Genomic DNA, 12,578 nt, shown 5'->3' with positions numbered 1-12,578 from the left:
AAGCATGTCGAATCAATCGAACACCCCGCAAAACCGTCTTCGCAGCCGCCGCTGGTTCGATGATCCCTCCGACCCCGGCATGACCGCGCTGTATCTCGAGCGCTATATGAACTATGGCATCACGCGCGAAGAGCTGCAGTCGGGCAAGCCGATCATCGGTATCGCGCAGACGGGTTCCGATCTCGCGCCGTGCAATCGTCATCACATCGAACTCGCCACCCGCGTGCGCGATGGCATCCGCGACGCCGGCGGCATTCCGCTCGAATTTCCGGTGCATCCGATCCAGGAAACCGGCAAGCGTCCGACCGCCGCGCTCGATCGCAACCTCGCTTATCTCGGGCTCGTGGAGATCCTGCACGGCTATCCCATCGATGGCGTCGTGCTTACCACCGGCTGCGATAAAACCACGCCCGCATGCCTGATGGCTGCGGCCACGGTCAACATTCCGGCGATCGTCCTGTCCGGCGGCCCGATGCTCGACGGCTGGTATCACGGCAAGCTCGCAGGCTCCGGCACGGTGATCTGGGACGCGCGCAAACGTCTGTCGGCGGGTGAGATCGACTATCCGGGATTCATGGATATGGTGGCGTCGTCGGCGCCGTCGGTCGGGCATTGCAACACCATGGGCACCGCGCTTTCCATGAACTCGCTCGCCGAAGCGCTCGGCATGTCGCTGCCCGGCTGCGCGGCGATCCCGGGTCCGCATCGCGAGCGTGGCTGGATGGCTTATGCGACCGGCAAGCGGATCGTGGAGATGGTCGCCGAAAACCTGCGGCCTTCGGACATCATGACCAAGGGCGCTTTCGAGAACGCGGTCGTCGCGGCGGCGGCGCTCGGCGCGTCATCGAATTGTCCGATCCACATGATCGCGATTGCGCGGCACATGGGTATCGACCATACGCTGGAAGACTGGCAGCGGCTTGGGCCCGAGGTGCCGCTGCTGGTCGATTGCCAGCCGGCGGGACGGTTCCTGGGCGAAGCGTTTCATCGCGCGGGCGGCGTGCCGGCGGTGATGAAAGAACTGTTCGATGCCGGCCGTCTCGACGCCTCCGTGCGTACCGTGACCGGCAAGACGCTGGGCGAAGATCTGGCCACGGTCCCCGTGCCTGACCGCGAGGTCATCCGTGCCTATGAAAACCCGTTGAAGGAATCGGCGGGTTACGTGGTGCTCTCGGGCAACCTCTTCGACAGCGCCGTGATGAAGGTCAGCGTGATCGACGAAGCCTTCCGCAAGCGCTTTCTCGCCGATCCCGATCATCCCGACGTGTTCGAGGGGAAGGTCGTCGTGTTCGAAGGTCCGGAGGACTATCACGCGCGTATTGAAGACCCGGCAACGGGTGTCGATGAACGTTCGATCCTCGTCATCCGCAATTGCGGGCCAGTCGGCTTCCCTGGGGGCGCCGAAGTGGTGAACATGCAGCCGCCGGCAGCGTTACTCAAGCGCGGTATCGACACACTGCCAACGCTCGGCGATGGTCGTCAGAGCGGGACATCGGCGAGCCCTTCGATTCTCAATGTCTCGCCGGAAGCAGCCGTTGGCGGTGGCCTTGCATTGCTCGTATCGGGTGACAGGATTCGCATCGATTTGAAGACGCGCAAGGTCGACCTCATGATCCCCGAGGCCGAACTCGCGCAGCGTCGTGCGGCATGGAAGCCGCCCGTACTTAAGAACATGACGCCGTGGGAAGAGATCTACAGAAGCATGGTCGGGCAGCAAGGCAGCGGCGCATGCCTGGAGCCGGCGACGTTGTATCTCAACATTGTCGAAACGCGGGGCGAGTCGCGGCATAACCACTAAGACAACCACTAAGCGCCCAGCTTCGTTCATGCCACGCGGGAGCACTAGGTGCTCTCGCGCGGCACGACTTCGTAGTGAATTTCGATGACGGGTGGAGACGGCTTGCGCCTGGTCGCAGCGGTCGTTTTCACGCCGCGCGTCTTGTCGAGCTTTTCATCGCCTTCCACTTCGTCCAGTGCCGTGAGCAAGGACTCGCCGGTGGCGCGGCCAATCCCATAGGCATCGACTGAAACGGTCGTGATGGTCGGATAGCAATGCCGCGAGACCTCGAAGTCCCCGAAGCCCGCAATCGCGATATCCCCCGGGACCGCCAACCCCAGCCGATGACACGCCATCACCGCGCCAAACGCGTGGATGTCGCTTGCGCACATGACGGCGTCGGTGTCGGGCCAGCGTTCGAGCAACTGCTGCAACGCGGCCGCACCATGCGCCATTGCAACGCCGTGCGCCATGGTCGTGGTCCATGCGCTTTTGGTGATGTCGCGCGGTTCGCAACCGGCCGCCCTCACCTCCTTCAGATACCCGCGACGCCGATCGATACCGCGGCTATCCAGCTTCGACGCGCTGCTCACGAACGCGATGCGCTTATAGCCGCGTTCGTAGAGATGGCGCACCATCGCGCGCGATGCATCGACATTCGAGAAGCCCACGACCCGGTCGATAGGATCGACCGGCATGTCCCATGTTTCGATCACCGGAATGCGCGCCCGGGCAAGCAGCGAATGCGTCTCTTCGTTGTGATGGCTGCCCGTCAGCACGATGCAGCGCGGCTGATAACGCAGCATGGCGCGCACGAGCTCTTCCTCGCGCGGCAATTCGTAGTCGGTGTTGGCCAGCAGCAATTGCATGCCGGCCGGTTCGATCACGTCGTTGATGCCACGCACGGTATCGGAAAAATTCGAACTCGACAGCGACGGCACGAGCACCGCTACAAACGATGATTTCCCTGACGACAAGGCACCCGCCGCCGCGTCCGCCACATACCCCAGTTCGTTGACCACGTTGAGCACGCGTTCGCGGGTGGCGGCGGCCACCGGCCTGCCGGCGAGCACGCGCGATACGGTCATCTTGGAGACCCCGGCAATGCGCGCTACATCGGCCATGCGAGGCGGCGCGGAAGTCGGAGGCGTGTGGTCGTCGGGCATCGTGCTTAAGTCATTAACGGGGTTCGTTAATGATACTGGATGACGATTCGCTGCAAATCGCGATGCGTCCACTAAGTTGCCGACCCATGGGAAAACTGAAAAGCAAAAAGCCCGCTGCGTGCGGGCTATGAAGTTTGCTTTGATGCTGCTTGAACCACGATATTGGCGGAGCGGACGGGACTCGAACCCGCGACCCCCGGCGTGACAGGCCGGTATTCTAACCAACTGAACTACCACTCCATTTTGTGCTGCTTACCGCTTGATTCGAATCGGAAAACGACATGCCGAAGAGTTTAACGACACCTCTGCCAGCCTTGCGCGACAACCGTTTCGATCAATCGGGGACGAAGTATATAACGAAATTTCCGGCGGCGCGAAGATTTTTATATCGGGATAGAAATGAGCGTTTCAGTGGCCGCCGGCACCTTGCGTGGCTGCGACATCCTGCGGCGGGTCATCGGGTAAATGCAACGGCTCGACCTTGCCCACGATCACCAGATAACTGAACGCGCCAAGCACGCAAAAACCGCCAGCAACGACAAGCGGCACAGTGAACGAGCCCTTGGTGAGCTGCACCATGAAACCGGTGAAGGTGGTAATGACGATGCCCGCGAGATTCGAGGCAAAGTTCTGTATGCCGCCAATCGATGCGACATGATCCGGCGTTGGCGCGACATCGCCGGGCAGCGACCAGATGCTTGCCGCTGCAAACGCCAGGCTTCCATAAGCGATGCCGAACGACGCCAGCATCAATGCCGTGCTCGTGGTGAACGCGGACACCGTGATCACCGACGACAACAACATGCCGCCGACCATGCAGGTCTTGCGCGCCTTGGTGAGGCTCCAGCCGCGCTTGTAAAGGCCATCGGAGACAATGCCGCCGAGCCAGCCGCCCGGGATCGATATCAGCGCGGGAATCATGCCGAGCGTGCCAAGCGACTTCAACGAGAACCCGCGTGTCTGAACGAGATAACTCGGGAACCATGTGATGAAGAAGTAGATCACGAAGTTCAGGCAGAAGAAGCCGAGCATCATGCCCCACAGCGTCCGGTGCCTGAAGAGCGACAACCAGGTGATCTTCTTGCCCGTTGCTTTCGGTTGAACCACGGGTTCCGCGCCTTCCTCGCCTGTCAGGTCACCGCGCGAGGGATTGCGATAGAGGACGAACCAGCCCAGCACCCACACGATTCCGAGCGCGCCTGTTGCGATGAACGACGCTTCCCAGCCGAAGCTGCTGATGATCAGCGCCACCACCGGAATGGAGAGCGCCGCGCCGACACGCGAACCGCTATCGAAGATGCTGGTTGCAAACGCGCGCTGCGCGGGCTTGAACCATTGCGCGACGAGTTTCACGCACGCCGGATAAGCGCCCGCCTCGCCTACGCCGAGCATCAGCCGGCAGCCGAACATGCCCGCTACGCTCGTGGCCGCCGCGGTCAGTGCGGTGAATACGGACCACCATCCCACCGCGAGCGGCAATGCAATACGTCCGCCGATCTTGTCGACGAACCAGCCGAACGGCATCTGCATGAAAGCGTAGGTCCAGAAAAATCCGCTCAGCACGAGCCCCATTTGCGCGGGACCAATATTGAGGGCCTTCTCTATCTGTGGCGCTGCTACCGCCAGATTTGCACGATCGATGTAGTTGATCGCGATAGCAAGGAAGCAAAGAAATACAACCATCCAACGCATCTTGCGCATGCTTTTGTCTCCTCCTGTATGCCAGGTAATTTTTTTGTCAGCTAGCCGTCACATGCTACCTGTTAAGCGCGTTCGTTTGCACAGATGGCTGCGCGCTTAAGGGTGTTCACCGATATACGTCTTACAACCCGAAAGCCTGCAACACCTATCCTTTACCGCTAACCGGCCCCGGTTTCAGCGTTGCCACCAACCCGAGTAGTGTGAGTGACTCGCGAAAGTCGTGATTTTCATCGAACAATATTGGTTGATTCGCCGGCTTTTGGCATTGGTCCGGCGCTCACCCGTGAGCAATTTCTCAATGGCGCTTATCATGTTGGTCCGGCCGGGATCAAAACGCGTTCAATGCGTGCAATCGAACCGCCCTCTCAGCTCAACCATGCATCCAGGCATTCAGGCAGCGTGAACACTCTTACAAGCGAAACCCGATGGCTTTAACGCCGTTACGTGGCCTTCTGCCCTTTCGGCGCGTGGCATTCTCCATGTCGAACGCGATCGGCGATTCGCTCGTCTGCATGGTGATCGTGCAGAACCTGATCAGGAATGGCATCGACGTAACTGTGTTCGGCGCGCCGGCCCATGCACTGCGCGCGTGGTTTCCGGATGCGCGGATCTTGCCGCTGCCGCACGTCAGCAAGATCAAGGAAACGTTCGCCCAGTTCGAAGCCGTATTCCAGATGCAGCCCGAGCAGCCGCTGCCAACGCTCACCGACATGCATGATCGCGTGATTACGCTGCACGACGTGGAGTATGGAAACAGGCAAGGCTCCATGGCCGAGCGATTCATGCATTACTGCCGCGACGAGCTCGGCATCAGCGGCGCGACATCGCACAACGGCATGACAGCGCTCAAGGGGCTCGTGCACAGGCGCCATGCAAACCGCGTCATCATCCATCCGGAAGCCAGCACCGGCGACAAGCGCTGGTTGCCGGCCCGATTCATGAAAGTCGCATCGCAACTGAAAGCACGCGGTCTGGAAGTCGTGTTCATCCTGGCGCCTCACGAACGGGAACGCTGGCGGGACCTGCGCCAGCAAGGTATCGCCGCGCCCAGGATCCACGACCTGAGCGAGCTCGCGGGCTACGTGTATGAGTCAGGCTGGTTTATCGGCAACGATTCCGGCATCGGGCATCTTGCGTCGAATCTCGGCATTCCGTCTGTGAGTGTGTTCCGGCGCAGGAATGTGTCGGAAAAATGGCGGCCGGCCTGGGGTAATGTCGAAGTGGTGCTGCCGTGGCAATGGGTGCCGAGCGCATTCCTGAAGAACAAATGGTGGCGTCATACGCTGACCTGCGCCCGCGTGCTCGCTGGATTCGACAGGATCGTGCGCCGGCAGACGCTTGGGGTGCATCGTGTGGAGGAGGTGGAAAGGCACGAGTCGCGGGCGAGCGTCGCGCAACTGGAGGTCGAGACGCTTCGATGATTTGTCTTACGATCGACGCGACGAAATTTCAAAAGTCCGGTCGATTCCTACATGAGGCTGCCGGTCCTTGCGTGGCCCTTCCGACGGGACGCCCGCCTGCGAGCGGTGTGTGCGCCTGAGCACACTCGGCATTGATCCTGCTTCAGGCGAACGTTCGCCGTCCGCCGCAAACCGTTACTATCTGTTTCGAGCGATTTGCTTTTGTCTTCTGATGCGACCCGACCGTGCCCAACACAGATCCTTCCGACTACTGCCTGACGTGCGGTAATCCGCTGCCCTCGTCCGATACCGCCTGCACGCGCTGCAACGGCGTGTCCGCAAGCGGCGCGACAATCGAGCCGCATTTGTCCGGCACGGCCGCCGCAGGAACAGCCGTCCTGAGCGCCGCCGATGAAGCCACCCTCCCTGACCGCTTCGCGCAAAAGCGCGCCTCGATGGACTCGGCCTACCCAAGCGTCGAAGAGCCTGAACTGTATGAGGAAGGCGCACCGGTCGCGACGGGAAGCGGGTCCGGCCGTGCACTCAGGCGCGCGGGGATTGGCGCGGCCCTCGTCGCGCTGCTGGCCGGCGGTTTGTACCTTGCCTTCGGCCCGACTCCCGGGCGTGGCGACTCGGAACTGACAGAAGCTGTCGCGCAGGACAGCATTCCGCACCTTGCGCCCGATCGGCTTATCGACGCGCCTTTCAGCACCAAGGCCGCGTCGCTCGATCTGGCAGGCACCGTCGATGCCGCCAGGCTCTCCATGGTGCGTGGCGAATTGCGCGACGCCCGCACGCGCCTTTCGATGCTGCCAGCCAGTGAAAGCAAACGCGGCGACGTCCGTCAGATCACGAACGAGTTGATCCAGCGCGAACTTGCGCGGGATGCGGCGATGGGTCTTGCACGCGCATGCGAAAAAGCCGGCGATACACCGTGCGTGCTTCGAGCCGCGGGCGATGCTTTGGCCAGCGACGTCTCGGATTCGGAAGCGCGCGACATGCTGCTGCGCGCGGTGGCACAAACCGGTACGCCTGCCGGCGAACCCGCGATCATCGCGCCTGCAGCAGGTGTCAGCGTGACTGCGAGCCGGCGCGCGGACACGGCGAGATTGATTGCACGCAGACGTGCTACCGAGCGGCTCACCTTCCGCCGCGAAACCCAGTCGTTCGCCAACATCAGCGACATCTACTCGAAGCCTTAAGGACATCGCGGAAGGCTTGGAGTCTCTTCAGGCGAGTTTGGTGACCGCGAGCGTCTGAATTGCGTCGTCGGCCTTCCTCGCCGTGCCGCCGGTTCTGCTCAACCATGCGTCCGGTACGAGGGAGCGACGCCCAAACCAATGCTGTCTTTCGGCGCATGCTGTTGCGGCCAGGTTGCGCCAGTGTCGCGCGCGCCTGAAGGTCGTTCATGGATTTAAAGCACCGCAAACGGCGTGAACAATTGCGAGATATTCCCCTGCTTCTCAAGGGTCCAGAACATTTGCAGTGCCTCTTGAGTGCGCGCGTCGCCAATCTGCGATGCCACGTTTTTGCGGAACTTCAATTCAAAGTCGTGCCGCCGCATCGGTCGCGTGGCGAAGCCGGGAATATCATCGACGCGTCGCGTGAAAGTGCGTCCATCGTCGCAAGTCGCTGTCACGATCGTCGCGTAGTACTTCGGGTACAGCTTCGTCAGAACCGGATCTTCCACGACCTTGATCTTCTGCATGAACGCGCGGATAGCCGGATCGTGCAGCGCTTTGTCGCTAAAGCTCGCGTGGCTGATGTCGCCATCGAACATGGCTCTTGCAGTCACGTACGGGAGACTGTGATCGGCGGTCTCGCTGGTGTCGGGCGTCCATTTTTGAGGGTCATACCCGCTGAGAAGTAACCTTCATGGGAGGTCCGGATCTCGACATTCGTCACACGCGACAGATTCCCGACCTGCTTCGCCACGTCTATGCCTGCCGCAATGGCTGTCTGCGTGAGCGCCTGTGACGGGTAGAACTTGACCGAGCAATCGTTGATGCGAAAAGGGCGGCCCCTGCCGCCAAAAGTACTCGTGTCGATGGTGAACGGCCCGGACACCTGCTTGAAGAATCCGGCATCGCCCTCGAAGATGGGAGCGGGTCCAGTCAGGCCTTCCCGCGCCAGTGCGGCGGAGAATACGCCGTTGCGCGCGGCGTCGGCATCGGCGAGCCCCTTCCAGTTCGACATGGTCTGCACCCGCGTCTGGTTCAGCGCGAGATGGCCGTTGATTGCAAGGCTGACTGCCTGCGCGAGCTGCGCTGCCGAAAGCTTCATCAGCTTGCCTGCCCCGAGCGCCGCGGCGGGCAGGCTGTAGATCGGATGGTCCCAGCCGCGCGAACTGAGCGATGCCGCGTCCATCAAGCGGCAATCGATTTCGTACGCTATGACGATCGCGAGGATCAGGTCGCGTCCATTTGCGTGTTCCGCCTCTGCCTGAGCGAGACAGGCCGACACGTTGTCGCTCGGATGGCCGATCTCCTTGCCCGCATAGACATCGTTCAGGTCGTAGTAGCGAATCGCGGCTCCGTTGGCGAAGGTCGCAAGATCCGGCGAGGTGCGACGCGACGTGCCGAGTACAGTCGACCCCGCAGCATCGCCCGCACCGGCGAGGGCGACCTTGCGCGCGATTGTCACCGGCCCTTCGCCTAGCGCCGCAACGCCGCATCCGAGCGCGTCGGCCAGGTGCGTCCTGACAGCTTCGATGGTCTGTTCATCGAGGTCCTCGTAGCGCAGTGCTGCCGTGTAAGCAGCGAGCTGCTCCGCGATCGAGGTGGCGGCCGGCGCACCAGCGGCAAACGACGATTGCAGCGCGGTGCCGCTGACCGCAAGCGCGCCAAGCGATTTGATGAAATGACGGCGATGCATGCATCGTCTCCTGTTATTTGTTATGACCCACTGTGCGGTGTTGCACTACACCAGCAGCAGTAACGCAGCGCCGTACACCAGTGCGCCCACCACAAACGTCACCGCGGTATAGCCGAGCACACGCTGCACGCCGATGCCGGCCATCGCGACCACCGGCGCAGCCCAGAATGGCTGCAACATGTTCGACACTTGTTCGCCCATGGCGACGGCCATTGTCGTTGCCGGCACCGACGCATGCAGCGCGATGGCTGCAGGCACGACGAACGGTCCTTGCACAGCCCAGTGACCGCCGCCGCTTGGAATGAAGAACGTGACGATCAACGAGCACACGTAGCTCCAGAACGGCAGCGTGTGTGCATTCGAAATCGCGATGAAGAAATGCGAAATTACATCGGGCAATCCGGTCGCGTCCATCATTCCCATGATCCCGCCGTAAAGCGGGTACTGGAGCATCATGGAGCCAGTCTGCTTTGCAGCGTTCTTGACAGCATCGGCGTACGCGAGCGGATACCCATGCAGGATCACGCCGCCTATGAACATGACGAAGATCACGCCGTTCACGCCTGAAAACGGCAGGTTCTCGATGCGCGCCAACACGAAAAACGCGATGCCCGCCACACCGATGAATGCGCTGCCGATCCAGGAATATTCGATCCAGCGCGCGAAGCTGAGCGGGCCGGCCGGTCGTTCCCGCTTCGGCGCGTCAGGATGCTTCGTCATGTCGAGCACCACCGAATCCTCGGCGGATGGCTTGAGCCACGCAAACACAAATGGCATTGCGACGAGCATGATGATCGTCGGCACGAGGTTGAAGCGCGTGAACACGGTGCTGCTCAACGGCAGCACTTGTCCGGTCAGCTTCTGCACGACGTTCATCGAACTGCCGGCCGTGGACTGCGCGAGCGCGATCGAGCCTGACATGCCCGTTGCCCAAACGACCCAGCCCGAAAAACCCGCCGCAACGATCCATGCAAAGTCGACACGCATGCGCTTCGCGACTTCGCGCGCCAGCAATGCGCTGATGACGAGCCCCAGGCCCCAGTTGCAGAACGATGCGACCGCGACGAGCAAAAACGTAAGCGCCGCCGCCTGGACCGGCGTGCGCGCGACCGAGACCAGCGCCTTGAACATGCGCTGAACGAGCGGCGCGTGCGCAAACGCGTGTCCTGTCACGAGCACCAGCGTGATCTGGAACGCGAACGTCAGGATGTCGAAGAAGCCCTTGTACCAACCCCCGATCAGGTGCGAGGCCGACGCACGCGGCCCGAATGCCGCCGACAATAACGCGACCGCGGCGGTAATCAGGATCGCGAGGACAAACGGGTCGGGGATGATCCGTTCGAAAAGCCTGACCGTCGCTTCGGTGAAACGCGTCTTGCGCTCGATGGGTGTTGCGGCAGCAGGTTTCATCGTTTTATCTCTTGATTTTTTGTAGGTCGCGCGTTCTTTGGGCGCTGGGAAATGGAAGACTCAGGCTTTTGATACCGGATCCTCTTGATTCGGAAAGTCATACAGCGCGGCTGCGTTGTCCACCAGGATGCGGTCGCTGACCGCAGTATCCTCGGTCCATGTATCGAGCAGATCGAGCAGTCGCGTGTCATCGGGCTTGTGTGACTCTGTCACGTGCGGCCAGTCGCTGCCCCAGACGACGCGATCGGGCAGCGCGCCAATCCATGCACGTGCGATCGGTGCAGTATCGGCATAGTCATCGGCGAGCCCCACGCAAGAGTCGAGATACGGTCCGGAGAGCTTGACCCAGACGCGACCCGATTCGGCCAGATCACGCACGATATTGAACGCGGGATGTGAAGCACCGTCGGGTAATGGCAGACGCGCGAGATGATCGAACACGATTGCCGATGGCAGGCGTGCAAGCATCGCCCGGTGCTCGACGATCTGCGCAGCGGTCCAGTGCAGTTGCACGTGCCAGCCGAGTTCCGCGATGCGTTGCGCGAGTGGCTCGACCATATCGAAGCGGACGGCGGCATTGGCCGGGGTGTAAAGCGTGAAACGGATACCCCGAACGCCGCCATTGTGAAGTTGTTCGAGTTGTGCGTCCGTCACTTCGGGCGTCAGCACGCCGACACCGCGCGTTCGTTCGCGGCCAAGCGCCTGGATTGCATCCAGCGTGACGCGGTTGTCGGAGCCATAATTGCGCGGCGTTACGACTACGGTGCGGGTCGTGCCGGTCTGCCGCTGTACCTCGAGATAATCCGCAGCGCTCGCGCGATCCGGGAAGTTCGCCTGGCTTGCGCCATCCGCGAGGAAGCGGCGGTCGTACACGTGCATGTGCGAATCGCACGCGCCTGCAGGGGGTCGGCGCCCGGCGGGTTGCGCGTTATCTTTACGCGACTGCGAATTCATCATCGTCTCCGTTTTATATGTCGGGCGTGCCGCCCTGTCACTCACACCGCGCTGCACTCTCTCCCTACAGCACCGCGCGTTTCGCACGCAGCGCCGCGATTTCGTCATCGCTCAGACCTGCGTCGCGCAGCACCGCATCCGAATGCTGGCCGAATGCAGGAGCGGCTTGCGGCGTGTGCGCTGTCGCGTCTCCTGCTTTATCGCCGAAACGGATCGGATGCTGAAAGCCGCGGTAACGTCCGACGCCGGGATAGTCGTAGGTGGCCACCATGTCCTCCGCAAGCACCTGCGGATCGTCGAACATGTCTTCGATGGTGCGCGCGGCCGAGCACGGCACCGCGTCGCCGAACAGCGCTTCCCATTCCAGCGCGCTACGCGCTGTCAGCGCCTGGTGCAATTTCGGTACGATTTCATCACGATGCATCGCGCGCTTGCGCACCGAGTCGTAGCGTTCGTTTTCTGCAAGTGCGCCGAGCCCGGTTTTCTCACACAGTGCCTGCCAGAAGTGTGGCGTGTTCGCCGAGATATACAGGTAGCCTTCGCGAGTCGGATGGATGCCTGTGATGCCGCCCGAACGCATATCGCGGCCAACGTCTTTCGGTTCGCTGTCGGCCCAGATCATCCGCGCTGATTGCATCGTGAGCGCGCTGCGCAGCAGCGATACACCAACGTACTGTCCCTCGCCGGTACGCCCGCGCTCGAAAAGCGCGGAAGACACGCCCGCGGCGACGAGCGCCGCAGCGTAGTAGTCAACCACCGAGCCGTAAAGGATTTCCGGCGGCCCTTCGCTCGGGCCTTGCAGTGCACACATTCCGCTCATCGTTTGCAGGACCTGGTCATAACCGGCCTTGTCCTTCTTCGGGCCGGTCTCGCCGTAGCCGGTGACTGCGCAATAGATCAGCCGCGGATTGATCTGGCGAAGCTGTTCGAATGCAATGCCGAGACGCGGCGGCACGTTGGGGCGGAAGTTGTGCACCAGCACATCGGCGGTTTTGACGAGTTGCATCAGCACGTTGAGTGCCTCTGCTTGCTTCAGGTCAAGGACCAGACCGCGCTTGCCACGGTTCACACCCAGGAAAGCGCGACTTTCGGCTTCGAGGGTGGACGGATATTTGCGCAGATTGTCGCCAGCAGGCGGTTCGATCTTGACGACATCGGCGCCCTGGTCCGCGAGCAGTGTGCATCCGTACGGACCTGCAATGTAAGCGCTCAAGTCGAGCACGCGAATTCCCGATAGCGGGCCTGTCGTGCCGGTCGTGGCTGCGTGAGGCGAATGTTCCATGTGTGGCTCCATCG

Annotated in this window: 8 protein-coding genes, 1 tRNA gene and 1 pseudogene; 3 read left to right on the top strand and 7 right to left on the bottom strand. The window is 61.7% G+C overall.

Going from position 1 to position 12,578, the window contains the following annotated elements:
• The first annotated feature begins 4 nt into the window (after nucleotides 1–4).
• Nucleotides 5–1,798: an IlvD/Edd family dehydratase gene (locus AX768_RS06860; RefSeq protein ID WP_061999327.1), complete on the top strand. Its 1,794-nt coding sequence runs from the start codon at nucleotides 5–7 to the stop codon at nucleotides 1,796–1,798.
• A gap of 44 nt (nucleotides 1,799–1,842) precedes the next feature.
• On the opposite strand, the gene AX768_RS06855 is transcribed toward AX768_RS06860, so the two are convergent.
• From AX768_RS06855 to AX768_RS06845, 3 genes are all read right to left on the bottom strand, one after another.
• The gene (locus tag AX768_RS06855) at nucleotides 1,843–2,943 is read right to left on the bottom strand and encodes a LacI family DNA-binding transcriptional regulator (RefSeq protein WP_082778766.1); all 1,101 of its coding nucleotides are present in this window, start codon (nucleotides 2,941–2,943) and stop codon (nucleotides 1,843–1,845) included.
• A gap of 163 nt (nucleotides 2,944–3,106) precedes the next feature.
• Nucleotides 3,107–3,183, bottom strand: a tRNA-Asp gene (locus tag AX768_RS06850).
• A gap of 168 nt (nucleotides 3,184–3,351) precedes the next feature.
• The gene (locus tag AX768_RS06845) at nucleotides 3,352–4,644 is read right to left on the bottom strand and encodes an MFS transporter (protein ID WP_061999326.1); all 1,293 of its coding nucleotides are present in this window, start codon (nucleotides 4,642–4,644) and stop codon (nucleotides 3,352–3,354) included.
• 479 nt (nucleotides 4,645–5,123) lie between these two features.
• Here AX768_RS06845 and AX768_RS06840 point away from each other — a divergent pair, with 479 nt between their 5' ends.
• Together AX768_RS06840 and AX768_RS06835 are read left to right on the top strand one after the other, a co-directional pair.
• Complete coding sequence (locus AX768_RS06840; protein WP_231941335.1) at nucleotides 5,124–6,065, top strand: glycosyltransferase family 9 protein; 942 nt, start codon at nucleotides 5,124–5,126, stop codon at nucleotides 6,063–6,065.
• 224 nt (nucleotides 6,066–6,289) lie between these two features.
• The gene (locus AX768_RS06835; RefSeq protein ID WP_061999325.1) at nucleotides 6,290–7,246 is read left to right on the top strand and encodes a hypothetical protein; all 957 of its coding nucleotides are present in this window, start codon (nucleotides 6,290–6,292) and stop codon (nucleotides 7,244–7,246) included.
• Between the two features lie 212 nt (nucleotides 7,247–7,458).
• Here the strand turns inward: AX768_RS06835 and AX768_RS06830 are convergent.
• From AX768_RS06830 to AX768_RS06815, 4 genes and pseudogenes are all read right to left on the bottom strand, one after another.
• Nucleotides 7,459–8,918, bottom strand: a pseudogene (locus tag AX768_RS06830) (MmgE/PrpD family protein).
• Between the two features lie 45 nt (nucleotides 8,919–8,963).
• Nucleotides 8,964–10,328 carry a short-chain fatty acid transporter gene (locus AX768_RS06825; RefSeq protein ID WP_061999324.1) on the bottom strand — a complete coding sequence of 455 codons (1,365 nt, stop codon included), beginning with the start codon at nucleotides 10,326–10,328 and terminating at the stop codon, nucleotides 8,964–8,966.
• Nucleotides 10,329–10,388: 60 nt separating this feature from the next.
• Entirely contained in the window at nucleotides 10,389–11,207 is an 819-nt protein-coding gene (locus tag AX768_RS06820) for an amidohydrolase family protein (RefSeq protein ID WP_231941334.1), read from the bottom strand.
• Between the two features lie 139 nt (nucleotides 11,208–11,346).
• Entirely contained in the window at nucleotides 11,347–12,564 is a 1,218-nt protein-coding gene (locus AX768_RS06815) for a CaiB/BaiF CoA transferase family protein (protein WP_061999323.1), read from the bottom strand.
• Nucleotides 12,565–12,578: the final 14 nt, after the last annotated feature.

It is taken from the genome of Burkholderia sp. PAMC 28687, from assembly GCF_001577465.1.
Classification (GTDB): Bacteria; Pseudomonadota; Gammaproteobacteria; order Burkholderiales; family Burkholderiaceae; genus Caballeronia.
The sequence above is the reverse complement of the archived record's forward strand: the minus strand, read 5'-3'. Positions and strand labels throughout refer to the sequence as shown.

Excerpts from the sequence above, each read along its gene's own strand:
- AX768_RS06815 (WP_061999323.1), bottom strand. The coding sequence starts at position 12,564 with ATGGAACATTCGCCTCACGCAGCCACGACCGGCACGACAGGCCCGCTA.
- AX768_RS06825 (WP_061999324.1), bottom strand. The coding sequence starts at position 10,328 with ATGAAACCTGCTGCCGCAACACCCATCGAGCGCAAGACGCGTTTCACC.
- AX768_RS06820 (WP_231941334.1), bottom strand. The coding sequence starts at position 11,207 with ATGCACGTGTACGACCGCCGCTTCCTCGCGGATGGCGCAAGCCAGGCG.
- AX768_RS06845 (WP_061999326.1), bottom strand. The coding sequence starts at position 4,644 with ATGCGCAAGATGCGTTGGATGGTTGTATTTCTTTGCTTCCTTGCTATC.
- AX768_RS06860 (WP_061999327.1), top strand. The coding sequence starts at position 5 with ATGTCGAATCAATCGAACACCCCGCAAAACCGTCTTCGCAGCCGCCGC.
- AX768_RS06855 (WP_082778766.1), bottom strand. The coding sequence starts at position 2,943 with ATGCCCGACGACCACACGCCTCCGACTTCCGCGCCGCCTCGCATGGCC.
- AX768_RS06840 (WP_231941335.1), top strand. The coding sequence starts at position 5,124 with ATGTCGAACGCGATCGGCGATTCGCTCGTCTGCATGGTGATCGTGCAG.